General features: G+C 69.5%; 16 protein-coding genes. 4 read left to right on the top strand and 12 right to left on the bottom strand.

Translation table 11 applies throughout. The features are described 5' to 3' along the window. Positions 1-43: 43 nt before the first annotated feature. Both ACYUED_RS32535 and nrdR read right to left on the bottom strand, forming a co-directional pair. A complete protein-coding gene (locus ACYUED_RS32535; RefSeq protein WP_491287899.1) occupies positions 44-2947 on the bottom strand; it encodes a vitamin B12-dependent ribonucleotide reductase in 2904 nt (967 codons plus the stop codon). A 163-nt stretch (positions 2948-3110) separates the two neighbouring features. Next, positions 3111-3671 carry a transcriptional regulator NrdR gene (gene nrdR, locus ACYUED_RS32530; protein ID WP_491287897.1) on the bottom strand — a complete coding sequence of 187 codons (561 nt, stop codon included), beginning with the start codon at positions 3669-3671 and terminating at the stop codon, positions 3111-3113. Positions 3672-4236: 565 nt separating this feature from the next. On the opposite strand from nrdR, the gene lexA reads away from it, so the two are divergent. Beyond that, the gene (gene lexA / locus ACYUED_RS32525; protein ID WP_266522463.1) at positions 4237-5016 is read left to right on the top strand and encodes a transcriptional repressor LexA; all 780 of its coding nucleotides are present in this window, start codon (positions 4237-4239) and stop codon (positions 5014-5016) included. A 232-nt stretch (positions 5017-5248) separates the two neighbouring features. Here lexA and ACYUED_RS32520 read toward each other — a convergent pair whose 3' ends face one another. From ACYUED_RS32520 to ACYUED_RS32505, 4 genes are all read right to left on the bottom strand, one after another. Next, on the bottom strand, positions 5249-7225 hold the full coding sequence (locus tag ACYUED_RS32520) for an ATP-dependent DNA helicase (protein WP_491287894.1): 1977 nt from the start codon (positions 7223-7225) through the stop codon (positions 5249-5251). Positions 7226-7650: 425 nt separating this feature from the next. Next, positions 7651-8463, bottom strand: coding sequence for a GNAT family N-acetyltransferase (locus ACYUED_RS32515; protein WP_491287892.1), 813 nt, complete (start codon positions 8461-8463; stop codon positions 7651-7653). Positions 8464-8551: 88 nt separating this feature from the next. Beyond that, the gene (locus tag ACYUED_RS32510) at positions 8552-10525 is read right to left on the bottom strand and encodes an IucA/IucC family protein (protein WP_491294534.1); all 1974 of its coding nucleotides are present in this window, start codon (positions 10523-10525) and stop codon (positions 8552-8554) included. Between the two features lie 501 nt (positions 10526-11026). Continuing rightward, positions 11027-12520: a diaminobutyrate--2-oxoglutarate transaminase family protein gene (locus ACYUED_RS32505; protein WP_491294532.1), complete on the bottom strand. Its 1494-nt coding sequence runs from the start codon at positions 12518-12520 to the stop codon at positions 11027-11029. A gap of 321 nt (positions 12521-12841) precedes the next feature. On the opposite strand from ACYUED_RS32505, the gene ACYUED_RS32500 reads away from it, so the two are divergent. Beyond that, complete coding sequence (locus ACYUED_RS32500; protein ID WP_491287891.1) at positions 12842-14074, top strand: trypsin-like serine peptidase; 1233 nt, start codon at positions 12842-12844, stop codon at positions 14072-14074. A 177-nt stretch (positions 14075-14251) separates the two neighbouring features. Next, on the top strand, positions 14252-15457 hold the full coding sequence (locus ACYUED_RS32495; RefSeq protein ID WP_491287889.1) for a trypsin-like serine peptidase: 1206 nt from the start codon (positions 14252-14254) through the stop codon (positions 15455-15457). A 117-nt stretch (positions 15458-15574) separates the two neighbouring features. Here the strand turns inward: ACYUED_RS32495 and hflX are convergent, their stop codons facing one another. The 6 genes from hflX to miaA form a co-directional block, all read right to left on the bottom strand. After that, entirely contained in the window at positions 15575-17074 is a 1500-nt protein-coding gene (gene hflX / locus ACYUED_RS32490) for a GTPase HflX (protein WP_491287887.1), read from the bottom strand. 123 nt (positions 17075-17197) lie between these two features. Then, on the bottom strand, positions 17198-18772 hold the full coding sequence (locus tag ACYUED_RS32485) for a M1 family metallopeptidase (RefSeq protein ID WP_491287885.1): 1575 nt from the start codon (positions 18770-18772) through the stop codon (positions 17198-17200). Positions 18773-18912: 140 nt separating this feature from the next. Continuing rightward, positions 18913-21084: a RelA/SpoT family protein gene (locus ACYUED_RS32480; RefSeq protein WP_491287884.1), complete on the bottom strand. Its 2172-nt coding sequence runs from the start codon at positions 21082-21084 to the stop codon at positions 18913-18915. A 298-nt stretch (positions 21085-21382) separates the two neighbouring features. Beyond that, entirely contained in the window at positions 21383-22252 is an 870-nt protein-coding gene (gene dapF, locus ACYUED_RS32475; protein WP_491287882.1) for a diaminopimelate epimerase, read from the bottom strand. Between the two features lie 133 nt (positions 22253-22385). After that, positions 22386-22889 (bottom strand): hypothetical protein, encoded by a 504-nt coding sequence (locus tag ACYUED_RS32470; protein ID WP_491287880.1) that lies wholly within the window; start codon positions 22887-22889, stop codon positions 22386-22388. 108 nt (positions 22890-22997) lie between these two features. Then, positions 22998-23936 (bottom strand): tRNA (adenosine(37)-N6)-dimethylallyltransferase MiaA, encoded by a 939-nt coding sequence (gene miaA / locus ACYUED_RS32465; protein WP_491287878.1) that lies wholly within the window; start codon positions 23934-23936, stop codon positions 22998-23000. 183 nt (positions 23937-24119) lie between these two features. Between miaA and ACYUED_RS32460 the strand changes: the two genes are divergently transcribed. Further along, positions 24120-24392 carry a hypothetical protein gene (locus ACYUED_RS32460; RefSeq protein ID WP_491287876.1) on the top strand — a complete coding sequence of 91 codons (273 nt, stop codon included), beginning with the start codon at positions 24120-24122 and terminating at the stop codon, positions 24390-24392. Positions 24393-24534 lie beyond the last annotated feature (142 nt).

Genomic DNA, 24534 nt, shown 5'->3' with positions numbered 1-24534 from the left:
GTCAGGGATTACCTGTCAGGCGGGCGTGGCCCGCCGGCCGGTGTCAGCTGCAGCCGCTGGTAGACCCGCAGCCCTCGCAGATGTAGCAGGAGCCGGCCCGCTGCATCTTCGTACCGCAGGAGAAGCACAGCGGGGCGTCGGCCTGGATGCCCAGCTGCATCTCCACCAGCTCGGCGCTGGTGTGGGCCTGCATCGGGGCGGGCTTCGCCGCCTCGACCTCGGCACGCGGCATGGCGACGGCCTTCAGCTCCTGGGTGCGCGGGGCCGACTGGGCCAGGCCCTCGACGTCCATCTCGTCGTCGGACGGCTCGTACGAACCGGTCTCCAGGTGACGCTGACGCTCATCGGCGGAGTGGATGCCGAGCGCGGAGCGGGTCTCGAAGGGCAGGAAGTCCAGCGCCAGGCGGCGGAAGATGTAGTCGACGATCGACTGGGCCATCCGCACGTCCGGGTCGTCCGTCATGCCGGCCGGCTCGAAGCGCATGTTGGTGAACTTCGAAACGTACGTCTCCAGCGGCACGCCGTACTGGAGGCCGACGGAGACCGCGATCGAGAAGGCGTCCATCATGCCCGCGAGGGTCGAGCCCTGCTTGGACATCTTCAGGAAGACCTCCCCCAGGCCGTCGTCCGGGTAGGAATTGGCCGTCATGTAGCCCTCGGCGCCGCCGACGGTGAAGGACGTGGTGATGCCGGGACGGCCCTTCGGGAGGCGCTTGCGGACCGGGCGGTACTCGATGACCTTCTCGACCGTCTCGCGGATGGTCGCCTCGGCCTTCTCCGTGACAGCGTCGGCCGCGGACTTCTCCTTCTCCTTGGTCTTGGCGGAGAGCGGCTGGCCGACCTTGCAGTTGTCGCGGTAGATGGCGAGCGCCTTGACGCCCAGCTTCCAGGCCTCGAAGTAGATCTCTTCGACCTCCTCGACGGTCGCCGACTCCGGCATGTTGACCGTCTTGGACAGGGCGCCGGAGATCCATGGCTGGATCGCGGCCATCATGCGAACGTGGCCCATGGCGGAGATGGAGCGCTCGCCCATGGCGCAGTCGAACACCTCGTAGTGCTCGTGCTTGAGGCCCGGGGCGTCGACGACATTGCCGTGGTCGGCGATGTGGGCGACGATCGCCTCGATCTGCTCCTCCTGGTAGCCCAGACGGCGCAGGGCCTGCGGGACGGTGCCGTTGACGATCTGCATCGAGCCGCCGCCGACCAGCTTCTTGAACTTGACCAGGGCAAGGTCGGGCTCAAGACCGGTGGTGTCACAGGACATCGCGAGACCGATGGTGCCGGTCGGCGCGATGACCGACGCCTGGGCGTTACGGAAACCGTTCTTCTCGCCGAGGCGCACCACGTCCTGCCAGGCCTCCGTGGCGGCGGCCCAGATCGGAGTGTCGAGGTCGTCCATGCGAACGGCCACGGCGTTGGCGTCGGCGTGCTGCTTCATGACGCGGTTGTGGGCGCTCGCGTTGCGCGCGTAGCCGTCGTACGGGCCGACGACCGCGGCGAGTTCGGCGGAGCGCCTGTACGACGTGCCGGTCATCAGGGAGGTGATGGCCCCGGCGAGGGCGCGGCCGCCGTCGGAGTCGTAGGCGTGGCCGGTTGCCATCAGCAGGGCGCCGAGGTTGGCGTAGCCGATGCCGAGCTGGCGGAACGCGCGCGTGTTCTCGCCGATCTTCTGGGTCGGGAAGTCCGCGAAGCAGATGGAGATGTCCATCGCGGTGATGACGAGCTCGACGACCTTCGCGAAGCGCTCACCGTCGAAGGACTGGTTGCCCTTGCTGTCGTCCTTCAGGAACTTCATCAGGTTCAGCGAGGCGAGGTTGCAGGACGTGTTGTCCAGGTGCATGTACTCGCTGCAGGGGTTCGAGCCGTTGATACGGCCGGACTCCGGGCACGTGTGCCAGTGGTTGATGGTGTCGTCGTACTGGATGCCCGGGTCGGCGCAGGCCCAGGCGGCCTCGGCCATCTTGCGGAACAGGGACTTGGCCTCGACCTCTTCGATGACCTCGCCGGTCATCCTGGCCCGCAGACCGAACTTGCCGCCCTGCTCGACCGCCTTCATGAACTCGTCGTTCACACGGACCGAGTTGTTGGCGTTCTGGTACTGCACGGAGGTGATGTCGTCACCGCCGAGGTCCATGTCGAAGCCCGCGTCGCGCAGCGCGCGGATCTTCTCCTCCTCCTTCACCTTGGTCTCGATGAAGTCCTCGATGTCGGGGTGGTCGACGTCGAGGATGACCATCTTGGCGGCACGGCGGGTGGCGCCACCGGACTTGATGGTGCCGGCGGAGGCGTCGGCGCCGCGCATGAAGGAGACGGGGCCGGAGGCGTTGCCACCGGAGGAGAGCAGCTCCTTGGAGGAGCGGATACGGGAGAGGTTCAGGCCGGCGCCGGAGCCGCCCTTGAAGATCATGCCCTCTTCCTTGTACCAGTCGAGGATCGACTCCATGGAGTCGTCGACGGCCAGGATGAAGCAGGCGGAGACCTGCTGGGGCTGCGGGGTACCGACGTTGAACCAGACGGGGCTGTTGAAGCTGAAGATCTGGTGCAGGAGGGCATACGCCAGCTCGTGCTCGAAGATCTCGGCATCCGCAGGCGAGGCGAAGTACTTGTAGTCCTCGCCTGCCTTCCGATACGTCTTCACGATGCGGTCGATCAGCTGCCTGAGGCTGGTCTCACGCTGCGGGGTGCCGACGGCACCGCGGAAGTACTTGCTGGTGACGATGTTGACCGCGTTCACCGACCAGAAGTCGGGGAACTCGACGCCACGCTGCTCGAAGTTGACTGAGCCGTCGCGCCAGTTGGTCATGACGACGTCACGGCGCTCCCAGGACACCTCGTCGTACGGATGCACGCCGGGGGTCGTGTGGATGCGCTCGATACGCAGTCCCTTGGTCGCCTTGGTGCCCTTGGCGCGGGAACTCCGTGCCGGACCGCTCGCCGTCTCTGTCATGCCGCCTCCCTGTACGGGCTAAAACGCCCTGAAGTGCCCCGATGTTCCCGTGGCACGTTGTGGTGTCTGATGCTGCGGGCTTCTCGCGCTGCCGCCCGCAACAGGTCTTCGATCGCCGCCTCGCGGCCGGTTCCGGCGCCTTGGCGCGGTTCCGGCCCGCCGGTCAGTCGGCGGCGTGGGCGGGCTCGGGGACTTCAGCAGTCCCTCCGCGCCCGCGGTCGTCTTCCTGGCTCCCCGCAGCGGTGTCCTCGCGGTCGTCGTTGTCCGCGGCGGCGGGTCGCGTCCCCTCCCTGAGTTCCGCGATGGCGGCCTCGAAGTCATCGAGCGAGTCGAACGCCCGGTAGACGGAGGCGAATCGCAGATACGCGACGAGGTCGAGCTCCTGCAACGGGCCGAGTATGGCCAGTCCCACGTCGTGGGTGGTCAGTTCGGCGCTTCCGGTGGCCCGCACCGCCTCCTCGACCCGCTGGCCGAGCTGGGCGAGTGCGTCCTCGGTGACAGGTCGCCCCTGGCATGCCTTGCGCACTCCGTTGATGACCTTGGTGCGGCTGAAAGGCTCGGTGACTCCGGACCGCTTGACCACCATGAGCGAACACGTCTCCACGGTCGTGAAACGACGGGAGCAGTCCGGACACTGGCGGCGCCTGCGGATGGACGTGCCGTCGTCGGTCGTACGACTGTCGACGACACGGCTGTCGGGGTGCCTGCAGAAGGGGCAGTGCATGAACTCCCAACCCTCCTCACAGCAGACTCAATAGCCTCGTTGGGCCTCACGGGCCCCTCGAAGCAGCCCCAAGCATAGGCGATCGCCAGGAGCCTGAAGACCCGGGGGACCACAACTTCTGGGCCGCTACCGAAATCCAACCACTAGATGTAGGGATTGGCCCATACATACACGCCACGCGCGCGTGTCGCGTGGCCACGAGAATGTGCCACGCGGCCGTGGCGCCGCACGGGATCCGCAGGTGCGCAGCCGTACCCTTGCGACACATGCGGAGATACCGTGGGCGCCAGAGGGAGGGCTCGTGGGACTCCCGCAGAGATGACCACCGGTTCCCGGTTGACGGAATGCCGGATGGCAGACTGGGGCAAGAAATCACGAGGTCAGCACCTCGGCGGTGAAGAGTACAACAATGGGTACTTTTGCCCGCCGGGCGCAGCGTCAGCCATACACCCAGACACATGATCAAGTCAGGCGATTCGCGGTTTTTCACTCGAACGTGTGTTTGGCGCAACCTTTCGAAAGCAACTACCGTTGTCCAGCAGGGAGACCATCGAGAGGGGCCGACGTGACCACGACCGCAGACAGTGCCACCATCACTGCCCAGGACCGCTCCCAGGGCCGACTCGAGCCGGTGCATGCGATGAATGAACCCGTGAGCCCCGAGGGGCACAAGCGCTCCTTGCCGGGCCGACCTCCAGGCATCCGGGCGGACAGCTCCGGGCTCACCGACCGGCAGCGTCGGGTGATCGAGGTCATCAGGGATTCCGTACAGCGGCGCGGCTACCCGCCGTCGATGCGGGAGATCGGCCAGGCGGTCGGACTGTCCAGCACCTCCTCGGTCGCACACCAGCTGATGGCACTGGAGCGCAAGGGCTTCCTGCGCCGCGACCCACACCGCCCACGCGCGTACGAGGTCCGCGGTTCCGACCAGGGCGCCTCCGCGCAGCCCACCGACACGGCGGGCAAGCCGGCCGCGTCGTACGTCCCGCTGGTGGGCCGTATCGCCGCCGGCGGCCCGATCCTCGCCGAGGAATCGGTCGAGGACGTCTTCCCACTCCCCCGCCAGTTGGTCGGTGACGGAGAGCTGTTCGTGCTGAAGGTCGTCGGTGACTCGATGATCGAGGCCGCGATCTGCGACGGCGACTGGGTGACGGTGCGCCGCCAGCCCGTCGCCGAGAACGGCGACATCGTCGCGGCCATGCTCGAGGGCGAGGCCACCGTCAAGCGCTTCAAGCGCGAGGACGGCCACGTCTGGCTCCTCCCGCACAACGCGGCGTACGAGCCGATCCCCGGCGACGACGCGACCATCCTCGGCAAGGTGGTGGCTGTGCTGCGGCGCGTATGACGGCTGCGGCGGGCGGTTCGTGCGGAACCGCCTCCTGACCGGGCCCCGGGACCCCTGCGCCGGTTCCGGGGCCCTGTGCTGTCCGGGCCCTGTCGGTAGTCCCCATCGGCCGGCGGCTCTCCATCGGCGTTGGCCTGTCACGGCTCGCGACAGGCCGACCCGATCATTCAGCCTCGGTCATTGGGCCGCGTTCGTCAGACCTCGTTCGTTCGACTCGGGAATTCGGTCTCTGTCATTCCGCCTCTGTCTTCTTCGCCGTCGCGTCGATCGCCGCCAGCGACCTACGGACCTGGTTGCGGTCAGTCGTGTACCAGAACTCCGGTAGCGACGCCTTCAGATAGCTTCCGTAGCGGGCGGTGGCCAGTCGCTGGTCCAGTACGGCGACCACGCCGCGGTCGCCCATCGCCCGTACGAGGCGGCCGGCGCCCTGGGCCATGAGGAGCGCCGCGTGCGTGGCGGCGACCGCCATGAAGCCGTTGCCTCCCGCGTCCTCCACCGCCTTCTGGCGGGCGCTCATCAGAGGGTCGTCCGGGCGCGGGAACGGAATCTTGTCCATGACCACCAGCTGACAGCTGGAGCCCGGGACATCGACGCCCTGCCAGAGCGACAGCGTGCCGAACAGGCAGGTCTTCGGGTCGGCGGCGAAGTTCTTGATCAGTTCGCCGAGCGTCTCCTCGCCCTGGAGGAGGATCGGGAACTCCGGGATCCTGGAACGCAGTTCCTCGGCGGCGAGCTGCGCGGCCCGCATGGAGGAGAAGAGGCCGAGGGTGCGGCCGCCCGCTGCCTGGATCAATTCCGTCAGCTCGTCCAGCATGTCCGCGCGGTCGCCGTCCCGCGCGGGGCGCGACAGATGCTTGGCGACGTAGAGGATGCCCTGCTTGGGGTAGTCGAAGGGCGAGCCGACGTCGGCACTCTTCCACTGCGGCAGGTCCTCGCCCTCCGTGCCTTCCGGAGCGAGTCCGAGGGAGGCGCCGACGCCGTTGAAGTCTCCGCCCAGCTTCAGAGTTGCCGAGGTCAGGACCACGGAGCGGTCCGCGAAGAGCTTCTCCCGGAGCAGGCCCGACACGGACATGGGGGCGACGCGCAGCGAGGCACCGAAGCGGTCGTGGCGTTCGTACCAGACGACGTCCCACTCGGAGCCGTTGGTGATCCGTTCCGCCACGTCGTGCACCGACTCCACGGACGCCAGCGCCTGCTTGCGGACCGCGTCCTCGTCCTGGACGGACTTGTCGCGAGTCGCGCCGATCCCGGAGATCACCGTTCGGCAGGCGTCGCGCAGTGCCATGAGCGCGTACCCGAGGTCCTCCGGGATCTCCTCCAGGCGGCCCGGCAGAGCCAGCTCCATCAGCCGCTCGAAGCCCTCGGCGGCGGTCTGGAGCTGGTCGGCGGCCTTCTCGTTGACGAGTTTCGCCGCACGGCGCACCGCTCGGTTGACCTGGCCGGGCGTGAGCTCGCCCGTGGCCACTCCGGTGACACGGGAGACCAGCTCGTGTGCCTCGTCGACGATCAGTACCTCGTGCTGCGGCAGGACCGGGGCGCCCTCGATGGCGTCGATCGCGAGCAGCGCGTGGTTGGTGACGACGACCTCTGCGAGCTTGGCACGCTCACGGGCCATCTCGGCGAAGCACTCGGCACCGTATGCGCATTTCGTGGCGCCCAGACACTCCCGGGAGGAGACCGACACCTGCGCCCAGGCGCGGTCGGACACTCCGGGCGTGAGGTTGTCTCGGTCCCCGGTCTCGGTCTCGTCGGACCACTCGCGCAGCCGCAGCAGGTCCTGACCCAGCTTGCTGGTGGGCGCGGCTGCCTCGAACTGGTCGAAGAGTCCCTCCTCCTCGTCCTGCGGGACGCCCTCGTGGAGACGGTGCAGGCAGAGGTAGTTCGATCTGCCCTTCAGCATCGCGAACTCCGGGCGGCGGCGCAGCAAGGGGTGCAATGCCTCGACGGTGCGCGGCAGGTCCCGCTCGACGAGCTGACGCTGCAGGGCGAGGGTGGCCGTCGCCACGACGACACGCTCCCCGTGCGCGAGCGCGGGCACGAGGTAGCCCAGCGACTTTCCGGTGCCGGTGCCGGCCTGGACCAGCAGATGGGAGCCGTCGTCGATCGCCTCCGCGACGGCTACGGCCATGGTCACCTGGCCGGGGCGCTCCGTACCGCCAACGGCAGTGACGGCAGCATGCAGGAGTTCGGGGAGTGAGGGCTTCGTCATAGCGCGACCACCCTACGACCCGGCACTGACAAACGGGTGATCAAAGCGGGGGTGAGGGGCGGGATCAAGACCGGGTGCTCCTCGGGTGAGGTCGGGAGGGTTGCCTGGGTAGGTGGGGCGGACCGCCGGGGGCGGTCGGGGTGGACGGCGGAATGTGGGGCGGTCCGGGGGGGGCGGGCCGGGCCAGGTCGGGCGGGCCGGGCGAGTGCGAGAGAGCGCGGCTTGGGCGCGCGGGAAAGCTGCCCGGATGCCTGAGGAATCCGCTCGGGAGAGACCGACGCGGTCGAAGATCGGCTACGGGAGAGACCGACGCGGTCGAAGATCGGCTACGGGAGAGACCGGCGCGGTCGGAGATCGGTTCGGTGGTGATGGGAACCGGATCGAGCCGAGCGGTGTACCAAGAGTGATGATGCCGCGGCATGGCGTCACAGCAGATTACGCAGGGACCGGTCTCGGACCATGAAGGCGGCCCGCTTGGCCGGCAGGTCGACCTCGGCGGAGAACCGGAAGCCGGCGCTCAGAAAGGCAGCGATGGAGGGGGTGTTGCGAAGGTCGGGTTCCGCGATGACGCGTGCGCAGGCAGGCCGCTTGTCGAGCGCGAGGTCGGCCACGGCTCTGAGCAGGGTGCTGCCGAGCTTGCGGCCACGGTCGGCGACGCCGCCGATGAGGAGGTGGATTCCGGTGTCATGAGGTCGAGCAGGATAGTGGCGGGCCAGTGGGTCGAGATCTGCCCGGTAGATCTCCCAGTAGCTCATCGGTGTGCCTTCCAGCACTCCGAGACAGGGCACGCTCCGTCCGTCACCGGACAGCTGGGCCTGCAGGTGGCCCTCGGTCACGGTCTGTGGGCCGGACAGGTCCCAGAACTCCGCTACGGCAGGGTCGTTCATCCAGCGGCTGATCAGCGGCAGGTCCCGCTCTACGCGCACGGGGACAAGGTGGAACATGCCCACGGGCGTGACGACCGGCCCCCAGCCGGCGACACGGTCGAGGAGGTCGTCGACGGCCACGGTGACCGAAGGGGTGGGCAAAGCCATGGCCTCGCGCCGACTCGGTGCCTCACCTGAGTCAGCCTCCGCGGCGAAGAGCGCAACCAGCTCGTCCGGCAGACGCAGGTCCAGCGTGTCCTCGCTGTCCGTGCCCAGGCCGGTACCGCAGTCAGCCGTACGGGGACTCGTATCCGCGCCCGTGTCGGTGCTGGGGGCGGTGGCTGCGTGTGTGCTGGCGTCGGTGGGAGGCACGGCGACGCTCCTCTCAGAAGGCGGGGTGGGGCATGTTCCTCAGGTACGGAAGGGAGTTAGTGATGACCGGCGGTGTCGGCATCGGCTGTCAGCAGTGGAGGGGGTTGGCGATGGTGACGTAGACCGACTGGGTGTCGACCGGGCCGACGAGTTCGTCCAGGCCGTGCAGCCGGGTCAGCAGATTGGCCTTGCAACGCAGGACCGGTGAGTCCAACAGGTGCGCCGGGAGTGAGGTGCGCAGCCGGGCGGGTCCGGAAGCGATGTCGCTGAGGAAACGGCGGAAGGCGGCGAGCAGCAGCGGTTCGCCAGCGAGACGCTGGGAACCGAAGGCACCGATGAGGCCGAGCACGTTGTTGATCGCCAGGTAGTAGGCGAAACGCTCGTCGGTGACCTCGTCGGACACGAAGGTGTCGCTCCGCTCACCGATACCGGGCAGTCGCTCGGAGAGTTCCGCGCGCCTGGACTCGCGGAAGTAGTAGCCCTGGTTGTCGCGGTAGCGGCCGCCCGCAGGCCAGCCGTCCGCGTCCAGCAGGACCAGCGTGTTCTGCTGGTGGGCTTCCAGGGCGATCCCCGCCTCCGCATCCAGCCAAAGCACGGGCCGGACGACCTGCTGCAGATAGCGCAGGAACCACTCGGCGGCAACGGCTTCACGAGGGCGACCGGTTCGGCCGGCAAGGCGCGTGACGACCGTGGCCAGTCGTGAGCACAGGGGCTGCGACTCTGTCTTCGGATGGTGGCGCGCCATGCCTGCTGGGGTGCTGTTGCCTGTTTGTGCCTGTGGTCCTGCCTGTGCCTGCGGCCGGGGCGAGACGAGCCCCGCCACGCAGGAGACGTCGTCCGACGGGCTGAACGGGTTGTGCCGGATCATCACGTCGAGTCCGGGTACGGAGTTGCCCTCGGGTGTGTCGACCGCCAGCCAGGCCGGGTCGCGGACGATGTCGAACGCCGGGTGGGCGGCCCGCCACTGCTCGGACAGTCCGCTGCGCAGGAGGCGGTGGACTTCGACGCCGCGATGCAGTTCCTTGCGGAGGTTCTCACGGCGGGAGTTGGTGATCCGCAGGCCCAACGACAGCTTGAGCATGGCTGGGGAGCCGGACCGATAGACGGTGCGTACGGAGGAGGTGGGGTGCCATGGGCAGCCATGCGTGCCGAGGTCGCGGAGGAGCCCGGCGTCGAACAGAGCAGTGATCTCGGGGCGTTGGCAGGCATCGCGTAGCTGCCAAGGGTGCACGGGCAAGAGGGCGTAGCCGTCGGGCCGGGCCGGCTCGGTTTCGGCGAGCCGTGCCATGAGCTGTGGCGCGGGGACACGGCGACCGCGCTCGGTCCAGGAGGAGTCCGTGGCGAGCAAGGAGGGAGCGACCGCGAGCCAGTTCAGGGAGAAGGAGCCGCGCAACTCCGGTGAGTACAGGCATGCTTCGGCCTCCGAGAGACCTTCGCGACTCTTCGGAGTGGGGTGCAGTGGATGCCCGAGCACGAGTGCCTGCTCGGCCGCGAGAAAGAGGTCGGGGCTGTCGGCGGGGCACTGGCGGCGCTCGTGGATGAAGGTGACGGTGCGATGCAGAGAGTCGGCGACGCCGACGACGAGGTCGCGGGTGGAGGTGGGGGTGAATGCCGAGGTGGCAGCAGTCGACGGGGGACCAGCCGGCGGGGCGGGCATGGAGGCAGCAGGAAATGGAGCACCTGCCGTCGCCGCAGGTCCCGGGGCGAGCCTCCATGGCATGCCAGTTGTCATCGCGGGCTCCGCACCCGGAGCCGACAGCGTGCCGGTCATAGGCGCGGGTACTGGGGCAGAAGCCGTTGATGCGGCGCCCGTGACAGAACCTGAGGAGGGGAGGCGCAGGCCGCCGCCAAGCCCAGTTGCGGCGCCGGGAGCCTCCGGTAGGGCCACAGTGCCGTGCTCGCGTTCGGGGGTCTCCCTTGCGAGTAGTACGGCGACTGTGACCGCGTCGACCGGCGGGGATTGTTCGGGGGCGTTGGCGAGGGAAGGGAGGCCGAAGCGGTGCCATCCCGTCGGGGACCAGTAGTGGACCGGGGCGAGGAGGGCAGTGCCACTTGCTGGCAGGGGGATGCGAAGTGTGCCGTCATCGGGAGCCTGGATGCCGGCTTCGCGCACCCAGCAGCGCAGCAGGTTCTCGACGGCCGCTACCTCGGCTGCGATGCCCGGGTCGGAGTGCTCCAGGAGGTCAGCGGGAAGCCGACGACCGAAGTCGGCGACAGAGGCTTTCCGTTGCTCCGGGACCCTCTCCTGCTCCAGCTCCAGCACCCTCTCCTGTTCCCGCCCCTGCTCCAGCTCCAGCACCCTCTCCTGCGCCCGTCCCGTGTCCCGTCCCTCCCGACAAGGCACCGATGGGATCGTCGGGGCGGATCGGATCGGATGGGAGGGAGATGCGTCGTCGGGACCTCGCTCGGGGATGGGAAAGCCGGCGCCGGATGCGGGGGTGGGGGTGGGAATCAAGGTGATCCTCGTGGGTGGTTCTGGCTTGTGCGGTGACGGGCAGGCCTTGGTCCTCTTGGCTATGGGCCCAAGTGAAGGTGAGGACGCAGATGTTGCTGCTGAGAAGGCCTATAAGTGCGCGCCTACGTCAGTTGTCGCGCCGGGCTTCGCCCGACCGCTCCCGAACTCGCGGGCCGCCGTCTCCACCGCGTCGGCAAGTCGGTCGAGTACGGCTGCCGCCTGTTCGTCGCTGATCGTCAGCGGTGGGAGGAGCCGCACGACGCTCGCATGTCGGCCACCCAGCTCGACGATCAGGCCACGTCGCAGGCACTCCCGTTGGACGGCGGCGGCGAGCTCGGGAGCAGCGGGGCGCGGGCCGTCCGCGCCGGAACCCCGCATCGCTGCCGGAGTCATCCCGCCGTCAAAAGCCCCGACTGGCTCAGGTGACGAGGCATCGGCCTCACCGCCCCCCTCCCCGTCCACGAACTCCACCCCGATCATCAGCCCCCGCCCTCGCACTTCCCCGACGCACGAGAACTCCGCCGCCAGAGCCGCGAGTTGATTGAGCATGTGAGAGCCGAGGGTTGCCGCTCGTTCGGCCAGGCGGTATTCGCGGACGTAGGTCAGGGTGGCCGTACCTGCGGCCATGGCGAGTTGGTTGCCACGGAAGATGCCTGCGTGGGTGCCGGGTTCCCAGACGTCGAGGTCCTCGTGGTAGACCACCACGGCAAGGGGAAGGCTGCCGCCGATGGCCTTGGAGAGCACCATCACGTCGGGGGTGATGCCGCTGTGCTCCACCGCCCAGAAGGCGCCCGTACGTCCGACTCCCGTCTGGACTTCGTCGGCGATCAGCGGGACGGAGCGGGTCGCAGTGATCTCCCGCATGCGCCGCATCCATGCGTCCGGCGCGGGAATCACCCCGCCCTCCCCCTGGACGGGTTCGAGGATCATGCCGGCGGGGTGCGGCACACCCGACTTGGGGTCGTCGAGGACGGACTCGGTCCATCGGGCGGCGAGTTCGGCACCCTGTGGGCCGCCGATGCCGAACGGGCAGCGGTAGTCCTGCGGATAGGGCAGGCGCGCGACCCGCGTGTGTGAGGCGTCCCCGGATGCTTCGAGCGCTCCGGCGGTCATGCCGTGGTGGGCGCCGGTGAAGGCCATGATTCCGGCGCGGCCGGTCGCTGTGCGGACCAGCTTGAGCGCGGCCTCCACGGCGTCGGTTCCCGCCGGTCCGCAGAACTGCACGCGCGCGTGGTCTGCGAGTCCGGGCGGCAGGGTGTGGAACAGCTCGGTGACGAAGGCGTCCTTGACGGGTGTCGCCAGGTCGAGGACGTGCAGCGGGGCACCCGAGTCGAGGACCTTGCGGATGGCCTCCAGCACGACGGGGTGGTTGTGACCGAGGGCGAGCGTTCCGGCGCCGGAGAGGCAGTCGAGGTAGCGGCGGCCGTCGGCACCCTCGATGGTCAGTCCCCGGGCCCGCACGGGCACGATCGGCAGGGCGCGCGCATAGGTGCGCGCCGCCGATTCGCGCGCCGCCTGGCGCCGGAGGATCCCTTCGTGCACGGCCCGCGCCGTCGCGGACACCGCTCGGACACCACCCCGTCCAGGAGATCCCTCGGGCACACTCCCGCCGCATGCAGACTCGGCCACGACTCCCTGTCCTCCCACCAGGGGACCGCACACGGACAGCAGAACCCCCACCGCTACCAACCGCCTGCGGCTCACGGGGTTACGGGTTGCTTCAAGATCCTTGCCGTGACGGAACCGTTGCCGTTCCGTGGGAAGTCCCCCACGGCGAGCGCATAGTGTGTGATGCCGTTCCAAGGAGCCGTGAAGTCGCGTGAGTCGCGTGACATCAGCATTCGCGTGAGATCACCTGCGCCGAGCGCGGGATCACGGCGGCAGCGCCCAGTTCGTTCAGTTCACCTCAGGGGGAGTCAGAGCATGCGATCCATACGGCCGTTGAACACCGTTCGCCGAGGAAGGGGTGCCCGCAGCAGAACCTCCCCCGTTCTTGCCGCCGTTGCCCTCGCGTCGGCGCTGGCGCTCACCGCCACCGCCTGCAACTCGGGCGACACCAAGGCCGACGGCCAGGCGTCCGCCTCCGCCACCGACGGGGCGAGCTCCGGCGACGGAAAGATCAAGATCCCGGACGACATCAGGAACAAGCTCAAAGAGCACGGGATCGACATCGACAAGTGGAAGAACGGGGCCTGGAAGAACTGGGACAAGGACGACTGGCTGCGCGAGGCCGACGACTTCGTCAACCCGATCATCAAGGGCCTGTGGAACCCGGACCGGATGCGGAAGGCCAACGACCCGGACAAGGGCGTCGACGACAACGACCTCTCCGGTGACCAGGGCGTGACCGACCCGACGCCGGCGCCGGTGGACGCGAAGGCCGTGGCGCCTACGTACCACGCCAACGCGGCGACCGCCGGCAAGGTCTTCTTCGACTCCCCCGAAGGCACGATGGTCTGCTCGGCGACGGTCGTGGAGGACCCGGCCCACCCCGGCAAGTCGAACCTCGTCTGGACGGCGGGCCACTGTGTGCACGCCGGCAAGAAGGGCGGCTGGTACCGCAACATCGCGTTCGTGCCGTCGTACAACGACTCGGGCAAGACGGCCGCCCAGTTGCAGAACGCCACCAAGGAGGAGGCCGCTCCGTACGGCGTCTGGTGGGGCGACTGGGCGCAGACCTCGGCCCGGTGGATCGAGCAGGGTGGTGAAACGGGCGGCAACGGGGCCTCGTACGACTACGCCGTCATCCATGTGACGCCGGAGAAGGGCGGCAACGGCAAGTCGCTGGAGGAGACAGTCGGTTCGGCGCTGCCCGTCGACTTCGACGCGCCGGCCGTGCCGAAGGTTGCCGGCATCACCGCGACCGGCTATCCGGCAGCCGCGCCGTTCGACGGCCAGAAGCTGTACCAGTGCACCGACAAGCCTGGGCGGCTGTCGATCAACGCCTCGGATCCGACGATGTACCGCATCGGCTGCACCATGACCGGTGGTTCGTCCGGCGGCGGCTGGGTGGCGGCCGGAACGGACGGCAAGCCGGCCCTCGTGTCCAACACCTCGATCGGTCCGGTGAGTTCGGGCTGGCTGGCAGGCCCGCGCCTGGGCGATGTGGCCAAGGGCGTGTACGACTCGGTGAGCAAGAAGTTCGCGGGCCAGTGACGGGCCGATAGGTACGGGCGGGGCTGGGGTGCCTCACGGAAACCTTCACCACCCCATCCCCGTTCGCCCTCAACTCCGCAGGCATAGTGGGGTGTCGCTACCGGGCCGACTTCGCCCGGAAGCAACGCAGGACTGACAAGAACACGACATGCACGCTCCAACGGGGGTTACCGCACCATGCGTTCCACACGTACGCCCGCCGCGTCACGGCGCGGGCGGCGCACCGCGCTCGTCGCCACCGGCCTCGCCGCCGCCCTGGCACTGACCGCCACCGCCTGCAACTCGGGTGACGACAAGGCGAGCGACAAGCCCGACGCCGCCTCGTCCCAGGCGTCCGCCTCCGGCGACGGCAAGATCAAGGTCCCGGCCGACATCGCGAGCAAGCTCAAGGACCACGGCATCGACGTCGACCAGTGGGCCAGCGGCGGCTGGAAGAACTGGGACAAGGACAAGTGGCTCCGTGAAGCCAAGGACTTCGCCAACCCGGTGATCAAGGGCCTGTGGAAGCCGGAGCGGATGAAGTCCGCGAAGGAGGCCAACAAGACGGTCTCGACGAAGGACGCGGCCGCCGACCAGGGAGTGAGCGACCCGGATCCGGCCCGCGTCGAGGCAACGGCGGAGAAGACGCCGTACCACCAGCACGCTGCCCCGGTCGGCAAGGTCTTCTTCGACTCCCCCGAGGGCTCGATGGTGTGCTCGGGCACGGTCGTCAAGGACGTGAACCACCCGGGCAGGTCGAACCTCGTGTGGACGGCCGGCCACTGCGTGCACGCCGGCGAGAACGGCGGCTGGTACCGCAACATCACCTTCGTGCCGGCCTACAACGACCTCGGCAAGTCGGAGTCCGAGCTGAGCAGCGCCGACAGCTCGCAGATCGCTCCGTACGGCCAGTGGTGGGCGGACTGGGTCTCGACCTCCAACCAGTGGATCAAGGGCGGCTCGGAGACGGGCGGCGCGGGTGCCGCGTACGACTACTCGATCCTGCACGTGAAGCCGGAGCAGGGCTCCAAGTCCCTGGAGGAGACGGTCGGTGCGGCGCTCGACGTCGACTTCTCCGCGCCGTCCGCGACCGAGGTGAGCCAGATGGGCGCCTGGGGGTACCCGCAGGCCCCGCCGTACAGCGGTCTGAAGATGTTCAAGTGCATCGACAGGCCGGGCCGGCTCTCGCTGAGCACGTCGCTGCCGACGATGTACCGCATCGGCTGCAGCATGACCGGCGGCTCGTCCGGTGGCGGCTGGTTCCGTGTGGTGAACGGCAAGACCGAACTGGTGTCGAACACCTCCATCGGCCCGTCCGACAACACCTGGCTCGCAGGCCCGCAGCTCGGCAGGAACGCCGAAGCGCTCTACGAGAACATGAGCAGGACCTACGGCGGTCAGTGACCCGTCCAGAAGCCGAAGGCCCGCTCCCCGCGACAGGGGGCGGGCCTTCGAGCCGTCCTACGACGGTTCGGGAGACGTAGTTCCACGAAGGCTCTCGAACCGGTTTCCCACGAGCGTTCAGGCGAGCGGCGCCGGAACGTACGGCGCGAGATCGGCCGCCAGTTCCTCGTGCACCCGGACCTTGAGCAGGGTGCCCTCCGGGGTGTGTTCCTCGGACAGCACCTCGCCCTCGTCGTGGGCGCGAGCGACCAGCTTGCCGTGGGTGTACGGCACGAGCGCCTCGATCTCGACCGACGGCCTGGGCAGCTCGTTGTCGATGAGCGCGAGCAGTTGCGCCATGCCCTGGCCGGTGCGGGCCGAGACCGCGATGGAACGCTTCTCGATCCGCATGAGCCGCTGGAGCGTCAACGGGTCGGCCGCGTCCGCCTTGTTGATCACGACGATCTCGGGTACGCCGGTGGCGCCGACGTCCCTGATCACCTCGCGCACGGCGGCCAGCTGCTCCTCCGGGGCCGGGTGCGAGCCGTCCACCACGTGCAGGATCAGGTCGGACTCGCCGACCTCCTCCATGGTGGAGCGGAACGCCTCGACCAGGTGGTGCGGCAGGTGCCGTACAAAGCCGACGGTGTCCGCCAGCGTGTACAGGCGGCCGCTCGGGGTCTCCGCGCGGCGGACGGTCGGGTCAAGGGTCGCGAACAGGGCGTTCTCGACCAGGACGCCGGCGCCCGTGAGGCGGTTGAGCAGGGAGGACTTGCCGGCGTTGGTGTAGCCCGCGATGGCGACGGACGGCACCCTGTTGCGCTTGCGCTCCTGGCGCTTGATCTCGCGGCCGGTCTTCATCTCCGCGATCTCCCGGCGCATCTTCGCCATCTTCTCGCGGATCCGTCGCCGGTCCGTCTCGATCTTGGTCTCACCGGGACCACGGGTGGCGAGGCCGCCGCCCTTGCCGCCGCCCATCTGACGGGACAGCGACTGACCCCAGCCGCGCAGCCTGGGCAGCATGTACTGCATCTGCGCGAGCGCCACCTGCGCCTTGCCCTCTCGGGACTTGGCATGCTGGGCGAAGATGTCGAGGATCAGGGCCGTACGGTCGATGACCTTGACCTTGACGACGTCTTCGAGGTGGATGAGCTGACCGGGGCTGAGCTCACCGTCGCAGATGACGGTGTCCGCGCCGGTTTCGATGACGATGTCCCGCAGCTCGGTGGCCTTGCCGGAACCGATGTAGGTGGCCGCGTCGGGCTTGTCCCGGCGCTGGATCACGCCGTCGAGCACCAGCGCGCCCGCGGTCTCCGCGAGGGCGGCGAGCTCCGCGAGGGAGTTCTCCGAGTCCTGTGCGGTCCCCGTGGTCCAGACGCCGACGAGCACGACCCGCTCCAGACGGAGCTGGCGGTACTCGACCTCGGTGACGTCCTCGAGTTCGGTGGAGAGGCCCGCCACGCGGCGCAGGGCCGCGCGCTCGGAGCGGTCGAACTGGTCGCCGTCCCGCTCTCCGTCGATCTCGTGGCTCCAGGCGACGTCCTCTTCCATCAGGGCATCGGCCCGAAGACCTTCGGGGTAGGTGTGCGCGAAGCGCTCAGTGTCCTGGTCCTGGGAAGGGGATGAAGAGGAGGTCATTGGATCCTTACGTCGATGGGGATTCCTTCAATGGTCGCAACGTTCGGGTGCCTCGGGAGATTCCCGGCATCCGAGTCGCGGACCTGATGATGGTCCCACGGCACGCCTCGTCTCGTCATCGCCTTATTTCGCGGCCTTGGCCGCCTTGCCGTCCTTGGGGGCCTTGGCGTCGGGTGCCGTCGAGTTCCAGTCCGGGTGACCGGGCATCGGCGGGGTCTTCTTGCCGTACAGCCATGCCTTGAAGAAGCCGCTCAGGTCGCGCCCGGAGATCTGGGAGGCGAGCCTTTCGTAGTCGGCTGTCGTGGCCGTGCCGTCGCGGTGGAGGCTCACCCAGTCGCGTTCCAGGCGCTCGAAGGCGGGGCCGCCGATCTCCTGGCGCAGGGCGTAGAGCGCCAGGGCGGCGCCGTCGTAGACGTTCGGCCGGAAGATGCTGATCTTCTGTCCGGCGTCGGGCGCCTTGGGCGCGGCCGGTGGGCCCCCGGCGTCCCGCCAGCCGTCGGAGGCGGCGTAGGCGGCCTTCATGCGCTTCTCCATGGGCTTGCCGGCCTTCTCCTCCGCGTACAGGGCCTCGTACCAGGTGGCGTGCCCCTCGTTGAGCCACAGGTCGGACCAGTTGCGCGGGCTGACGCTGTCGCCGAACCACTGGTGGGACAGCTCGTGCACCATGATCGACTCGACGTACCACTTCGGATAGGTGTGCCCGGCGAAGAGCTCTCTCTCGAAGAGAGAGAGCGTCTGCGTCTCGAGTTCGAAGCCGGTGGACGCCTCCGCCATGAGAATGCCGTACGTCTCGAAGGGGTAGCGGCCGACCTTGCTCTCCATCCAGGCGATCTGGTCGGGGGTCTCGGCGAGCCACGGTTCGAGCTCTTTGCGATCCGCGGTGGGCACGACGTCGCGTACGGGCAGGCCGTGCGGTCCGGTGCGGCGCAGCACGCTGGAGCGGCCGATGGACACCTGGGCGAGTTCGGTGGCCATGGGGTGCCGGGTCCGGAACGTCCAGGTGGTCGCCTTGCCGACGCGCTCCTTGTCGGTCTCCACACCGTTGGCCACGGCTGTGTAACCGTCCGGGGCGGTGATCCGGATGGTGAACATCGCCTTGTCGGAGGGGTGGTCGTTGCACGGGAACACCAGGTGCGCGGCGTCGGCCTGGTTGGCCATCGCCAGCCCGTCGGCGGTCTGCACCCAGCCGCCGTCCTGGCCCTCGGCGGGCACGGGGTCGCTGGTGTGCCGCACGGTGATCCGCGTCCAGCTGCCCTCGCGCAGCGGCGCGTCGGGCGTGACGACGAGATCCTCACCCGCGCCGGCGAACCTGGCCGGCTCACCGTCCACCGCGACCGACTCGACCTTTCCGTGCGCGAAGTCGAGGTTGAGGTGATCGAGGTCCTGGGTCACCTGGGCGTTGATGGTGGTGACTGCTTGGAGGGGCTTGCTGTTGGCGCCGGCATAGGTGAACGAGAGGTCGTACGACGCCACGTCGTATCCGGGGTTGCCGAGGTTCGGGAAGAGGCGGTCGCCGACGCCCAGGGCGGCGGGGGGCGCACTCGCGGCGAGGAGGCAGACGGACACGGCGGAGGCGAGCAGTGCGGTGGCCCTCAGGCGTCGGGAGCTCCGGGGCTGACGGCGGGGGCGAGCCGGAGTGTCGGGCCGGGTGTCGTCGTTGCCGGTGTGTGCGGCCTGGGAACGGAGGGTGAGCGGCATGGATCACCGCTATCAGCGCGCGGCCCCTGGACAGCGACGACTCGCGTCCGACCCACCCGAACGGGTACATCGGGTGCAGGTGTGCGGCTCTGGCCGGCGCGGGCCCGCTCCGCACGGCGTGACGCCTGCCCGGGCGCCCCTCACACCCCTGGCGTCTGAGCCCTGCTCACGTCGTACACGCCCGGCACGTTCCGCATCGCCCGCATCAGTGCGGGCAACTGGGCCGCGTCGGGGAGTTGGACCGTGTAGGTGTGGCGGACGCGCTGCTGGGTCGGGGGTTCGACCGTCGCGGAGACGATCTCGGCGCCTTCGAGGGCCATGGCCTCCGTCAGATCCGCCAGCAGGTGGGGGCGGTTGAACGATTCGGCCAGCAAGGTGACCCGGCACTCGGTCGTGTCCCCCCAGCGCACGTCGACCTCCGCACGCCCCCCGCTCTTCATGTGCTCCACTGCGGCGCACTCGACGCGGTGGACGGTGACCACACCGCCGCGTACGGCGAAGCCGGTCACCTCGTCGGGCGGTACCGGCGTGCAGCAGCCGGCGAGCCGTACGGTCGCACCAGGCTGGTCGACGGTGATGTCGGCGGTGGTGGGGCGGCTGGTCCCCTCGATGGCGGGCGCCCCCCCGACGGCGGGCCCGGCGGGCCGGGAAGCGCCCGAGGGCCCTTCCTCGGTCTCCTGCGGCCTCTCCGGCTCCTCGGCCCGCTCCCCCTCCGGCACGTCGTCGTGTGCCGGGTGGGTCGCGAGCCAGCGCTGGATCGCGATCCGGGCAGCGGGTGTGTGCGCGTGCTCCAGCCACTCCCTGGAGGGCTCGGAGGCCGGGTCCTGCCCCATCAGAAGCTGGACGGTGTCGCCGTCCCGCAGCACCGTACTCAGCGTCGCCAGCCGGCCGTTGACGCGGGCGCCGATGCACGCGTGCGCGTCCTCGCCGTACTGGGCGTACGCGGCGTCGACACAGCTGGCGCCCTCGGGCAGGCCCAGCGTGCCGCCGTCGGGACGGAAGACGGTGATCTCACGGTCCTGGGCGAGATCCTCGCGGAGGGTGGACCAGAAGGTGTCGGGGTCGGGCGCGGCCTCCTGCCAGTCGAGGAGGCGGGAGAGCCAGCCGGGGCGGGTGGGGTCGACGCGCTCGCCGTCGGCCGGCGACTGCTCCTCCGAAGGAGGAGCGTAGGGATTGCCCAGCGCGACGACGCCGGCTTCGGCGACCTTGTGCATCTGGTGGGTACGGATGAGGACTTCGACGACCTGGCCGTCCGCGTGGGCGACCGCCGTGTGCAGGGACTGGTACAGGTTGAACTTGGGAACGGCGATGAAGTCCTTGAACTCCGAGACGACGGGCGTCATACAGGTGTGGAGTTCACCGAGTACGCCGTAACAGTCCGCGTCCTCGTTCACCAGCACCAGCAGGCGGCCGAAGTCGGCGCCGCGCAGCTGGCCGCGCTTGCGGGCGACACGGTGGACGGAGACGAAGTGCCGCGGCCGGATGAGGACTTCGGCCGGGATGTCGGCATCGCGCAGGACACCTCGCACCTCGTCGGCGATCTCGGCGAGCGGGTCGTCGGCGCGGGAGGCGTTGTCGACGATCAACTCCCGCGTGTGCTCGTACTCCTCGGGGTGCAGGATCGCGAAGACGAGGTCTTCCAGTTCGGTCTTGAGCGCCTGGACGCCGAGCCGTTCGGCGAGAGGGATGAGGACGTCGCGGGTGACCTTGGCGATACGCGCCTGTTTCTCGGGGCGCATCACACCGAGGGTGCGCATGTTGTGCAGCCGGTCGGCGAGTTTGATCGACATCACACGGACGTCGCTGCCGGTGGCGACGAGCATCTTGCGGAAGGTCTCGGGCTCGGCGGCGGCGCCGTAGTCGACCTTCTCCAACTTGGTGACGCCGTCGACGAGGTAGCGGACCTCCGCCCCGAACTCCTGGCCGACCTGATCGAGCGTCACATCCGTGTCCTCGACGGTGTCGTGGAGCAGGGAGGCCGTCAAAGTCGTGGTCTCGGCGCCCAGTTCGGCGAGGATCAGGGTCACCGCGAGCGGGTGTGTGATGTACGGCTCACCGCTCTTGCGCATCTGGCCGCGGTGCGAGGACTCGGCCAGCACATAGGCGCGGCGCAGGGGGTCGAGGTCGGCACCGGGGTAGTGGGCCCGGTGAGCTTCGACGACATGGCCGATGGCGCTGGGCAGCCGGTCACGCGTGGCGGGACCGAGCAGGGCGGCACGGCCCAGGCGGCGCAGGTCGATCCGCGCCCGCCAGCGCGCCGCCGAGCCTGTTACCGGACCTGGGGTCGCGGGATTCGTGGCCTCCGCACTCATGGGCACCTCCGGCTGCGTGGACCGGCGGACGGGGTGCCCCATGGCGGACACGGCTCAGGGGATGGCAACGGTCCCCCGTCCGGGCCGGTGCTTGATGCTACCGAGCCCATCACGTGCGACTGACCGCCTCTCGCCGAGCGTGAAACGGATCACCCATTCGAGCGAGGGTCCGCAGGTTTACGATTTTGCGCCACATGACAGGCGGACGACCGTGGTTTCGAACGCCCGGTCGCCGCATCGGTAGTTGACACGTGCACCACCTGGCGCACACGCCTGCGATCCCAAGCCGCGGCAGCAGTCAACGGGCGAGCTTTTCCAGCCACTCGGCATCGATCTCGCCCTCGGCCACGATCACCGCGGGGCCTGTCATCTCGATCTCGCCGTCGGGCTGCTCGGTGATCACCAGGGTCCCGCCGGGCACCTCGACGGTGTACGTCGCCGGGCTTCCGGTGGCGGCCGGGTCGGCGCCGTCCCGGCGGGCGGCGGCCACGGCAACGGCGCACGCGCCCGTGCCGCACGAGCGGGTCTCGCCGGCGCCGCGCTCGTGCACGCGCAGGGCGACGTGCCGGGGGCCGCGGTCGACCACGAACTCGACGTTCACCCCGTCCGGGTACGCGGAGGCCGGGCTGAACGGCGGTGCCGTGAACAGGTCGCCGGCATGCGCGAGATCGTCGACGAACGCGACCGCGTGCGGGTTGCCCATGTTCACGTTCCGTGCGGGCCAGCTGCGCTCCCCGACGCTCACCGTGACATCCCCTTCGGGGAGGCGTGCCTTGCCCATGCCGACGGTGATGTCACCGTCCTTCGCGATGTGCACGCTCTTCACGCCCCCGCGCGTGGCCACGGCGAGATCGCCCTCGCCGACGTGACCGGCGCGCTGGAGGTAGTGCGCGAACACCCGGACGCCGTTGCCGCACATCTCGGCGATCGAGCCGTCGCCGTTGCGGTAGTCCATGAACCACTCGGCCTCGGCCGCCATCTCCTGCGCCTCGGGGTGCGCGGCGGACCGCACCACGTGCAGCAGGCCGTCACCGCCGATGCCGGCCCGGCGGTCGCACAGGGCGGCGACGGCGGCCGGGGGCAGGTCGATGGCGTTCTCGGGGTCCGGGACGATCACGAAGTCGTTCTCCGTGCCGTGCCCCTTGAGGAAGGCGATCCGCGTGCTCATTCCTCGATCGTACGGGAGCGCGCGCGGGGAGAGCCGGGCCGGGGTCGCGGGTATGCGCGGGTCCGTTGTGGCTGGTCGCGCCCATGCGGCCGAGCCGCAAATCGGCACAGCCCCGGGCCCCTTACAGGGCGTTTTAGCGGAGCCTTGCCACGCGCCACACCGCCAGCACGACCACCGCGGCCACCACGACGACGTACGCCAGCACCACTCGCCAGTCCGGTCTGCGGCCGGAGCCGCGTTGCGGCAGGCCCGGGCCGGTGTAACCGACCCGGCGGGCGGCCATCATTCCCCAGCCGGCCGCGCAGGAGCAGATCAGCAGCCCCAGCATGGCGATCACGGCCCCGCTGTCGCCGAAGTCGAAGGCGAGCGGGAAGGCGAACATCAGGGAGCCGACCGCGGCCAGGGCGACGATGGGGGCGAGCTGCCAGATACGCAGCCGGCGCTGCGGGCGCAGCTCGACCTCGACCTCGGGGCCACCGGCGAACATCTCGTCGGGCTCGGGGCCGTCGGCGGTCACTCCGCCCTGCGTCTCGTCCGGCCCGTCGGGGCTCAGACGATCCTCGTCCTGCTCCGGTTCACCGCTTACGACGGTGAGGGGCTCGGTGCCTTGTGCGGTGTCGCGAGGGCTGGCCTCCATCGCCACGCGCCCTCCCAACTAGGACTCCACTTGGTCGATCGAAGCTCGATGATGGCACGGCGCCGGAGGCCCGGACGGCGGCCGGAGCGTCCCGATGCCATGACGTGATCAGGCTGTGACCGGTCGTTCGACCAACGCCAGTGCGAGGTGCGGAAGTTCTGTGAGATCCACCGCAGCCCCACTGAGCCAGTGCACCCGAGGATCGCGCCTGAACCACGAATCCTGGCGGCGCGCGAAGCGCTTGGTGGCACGCACGGTCTCGGCCCGCGCCTCGTCCTCGGTGCACTCCCCGGCAAGCGCCGCGAGCACCTGCTGGTAGCCGAGCGCGCGGGCGGCCGTACGCCCCTCGCGCAGGCCCAGCGCCTCCAGCGCGCGCACCTCGTCCACGAGCCCCGCGTCCCACATCCGGTCGACCCGGCGGGCGATGCGCTCGTCGAGCTCGGGGCGGGCCACGTCGACGCCGATCTGGACCGTGTCATAGACCGAGTCGTGTCCGGGGAGGTTGGCGGTGAAGGGCTGCCCGGTGATCTCGATCACTTCGAGGGCCCGGACGATACGGCGGCCGTTGCTGGGCAGGATCGCCTGCGCCGCCCCGGGGTCGGCGGCGGCGAGACGGGCATGCAGCGCCCCGGAGCCGCGGAGCGTGAGCTCCTCCTCCAGGCGGGCCCTGACCTCGGGATCGGTGCCGGGGAACTCGAGGTTGTCGACGGCCCCGCGGACGTACAGTCCGGAGCCGCCGACCAGGATCGGCCAGCGGCCCTCGGCGAGCAGGGCGTCGATCCGCGCGCGGGCCAGCCTCTGGTACTCGGCGACGGACGCCGTGACCGTCACGTCCCAGATGTCCAGGAGGTGGTGCGGAACGCCGCCGCGCTCCTCGGGCGTCAGCTTGGCGGTTCCGATATCCATCCCCCGGTAGAGCTGCATGGAGTCGGCGTTGACGACCTCGCCTCCGAGCTGCCGGGCGAGGAAAACGCCCAGATCGGACTTTCCTGCCGCGGTCGGTCCGACGACGGCGATGACTCGGGGGGCGGGGGGTGCGGTGCTCACTGCACCAGTCTCGCAAACCCCCGGGGCTCTCCTCGAACGAGTTACGTGACGACGCGAGGCCGGGGTCGTTGCCCGTTGGAAGGTTCTCGCCGTCGGTTTTCAGGAGACGGCGACCCGGGCGACGCAAACGGGCGCACCGGACGACGCGGGATTTCGCCCGCACGAGTAACGTATGGAGTGGATATGGGCGTTTTCGCACGACTTCTCCGGAGGTCGAAGACCACGGAGGAGGCGTCAACCGCCGAGGCGCAGGCCGACACACCGACGGCCGAACCCGCGGCGGAGGAGGCGGTGGCAGAGGCGAAGGGGTCGGCCGAGGCCGAGAAGCGGACCGAGGTCGAGCCGGCGGAGCCGGAGACCGACGAGGCCGCCTCCGGTGAGGGTGTCGAGATCCCCAAGCAGCAGTCCGCCGAGAAGGCGGCCGACAGCGAGGCCGGTGAGGACGCCCACACGTAACAGGCCCGCGCGCGAGTGAGCCGAAGGGCCGCGCCGGTGACGAAAGGCCGGCCGTGCTCAGCCTTCGGGTCCGCGCGCTCGGCTTCTCGCCATCGGCCGCGGTGCCCCGGGGCGCACGGTGCCCGGGAACGACGGAAGGTGG

The organism is Streptomyces sp. DF42, assembly GCF_058267695.1.
Note: the sequence above shows the minus strand (reverse complement) of the source record. Positions and strands in the feature narration are given on the sequence as shown.

Coding starts and splice junctions, on each gene's coding strand:
- ACYUED_RS32480 (WP_491287884.1), bottom strand. CDS start 21,084: ATGAGTGCGGAGGCCACGAATCCCGCGACCCCAGGTCCGGTAACAGGC.
- dapF (WP_491287882.1), bottom strand. CDS start 22,252: ATGAGCACGCGGATCGCCTTCCTCAAGGGGCACGGCACGGAGAACGAC.
- ACYUED_RS32520 (WP_491287894.1), bottom strand. CDS start 7,225: ATGACGAAGCCCTCACTCCCCGAACTCCTGCATGCTGCCGTCACTGCC.
- ACYUED_RS32500 (WP_491287891.1), top strand. CDS start 12,842: ATGCGATCCATACGGCCGTTGAACACCGTTCGCCGAGGAAGGGGTGCC.
- ACYUED_RS32485 (WP_491287885.1), bottom strand. CDS start 18,772: ATGCCGCTCACCCTCCGTTCCCAGGCCGCACACACCGGCAACGACGAC.
- ACYUED_RS32535 (WP_491287899.1), bottom strand. CDS start 2,947: ATGACAGAGACGGCGAGCGGTCCGGCACGGAGTTCCCGCGCCAAGGGC.
- ACYUED_RS32470 (WP_491287880.1), bottom strand. CDS start 22,889: ATGGAGGCCAGCCCTCGCGACACCGCACAAGGCACCGAGCCCCTCACC.
- hflX (WP_491287887.1), bottom strand. CDS start 17,074: ATGACCTCCTCTTCATCCCCTTCCCAGGACCAGGACACTGAGCGCTTC.
- ACYUED_RS32460 (WP_491287876.1), top strand. CDS start 24,120: ATGGGCGTTTTCGCACGACTTCTCCGGAGGTCGAAGACCACGGAGGAG.
- ACYUED_RS32495 (WP_491287889.1), top strand. CDS start 14,252: ATGCGTTCCACACGTACGCCCGCCGCGTCACGGCGCGGGCGGCGCACC.
- nrdR (WP_491287897.1), bottom strand. CDS start 3,671: ATGCACTGCCCCTTCTGCAGGCACCCCGACAGCCGTGTCGTCGACAGT.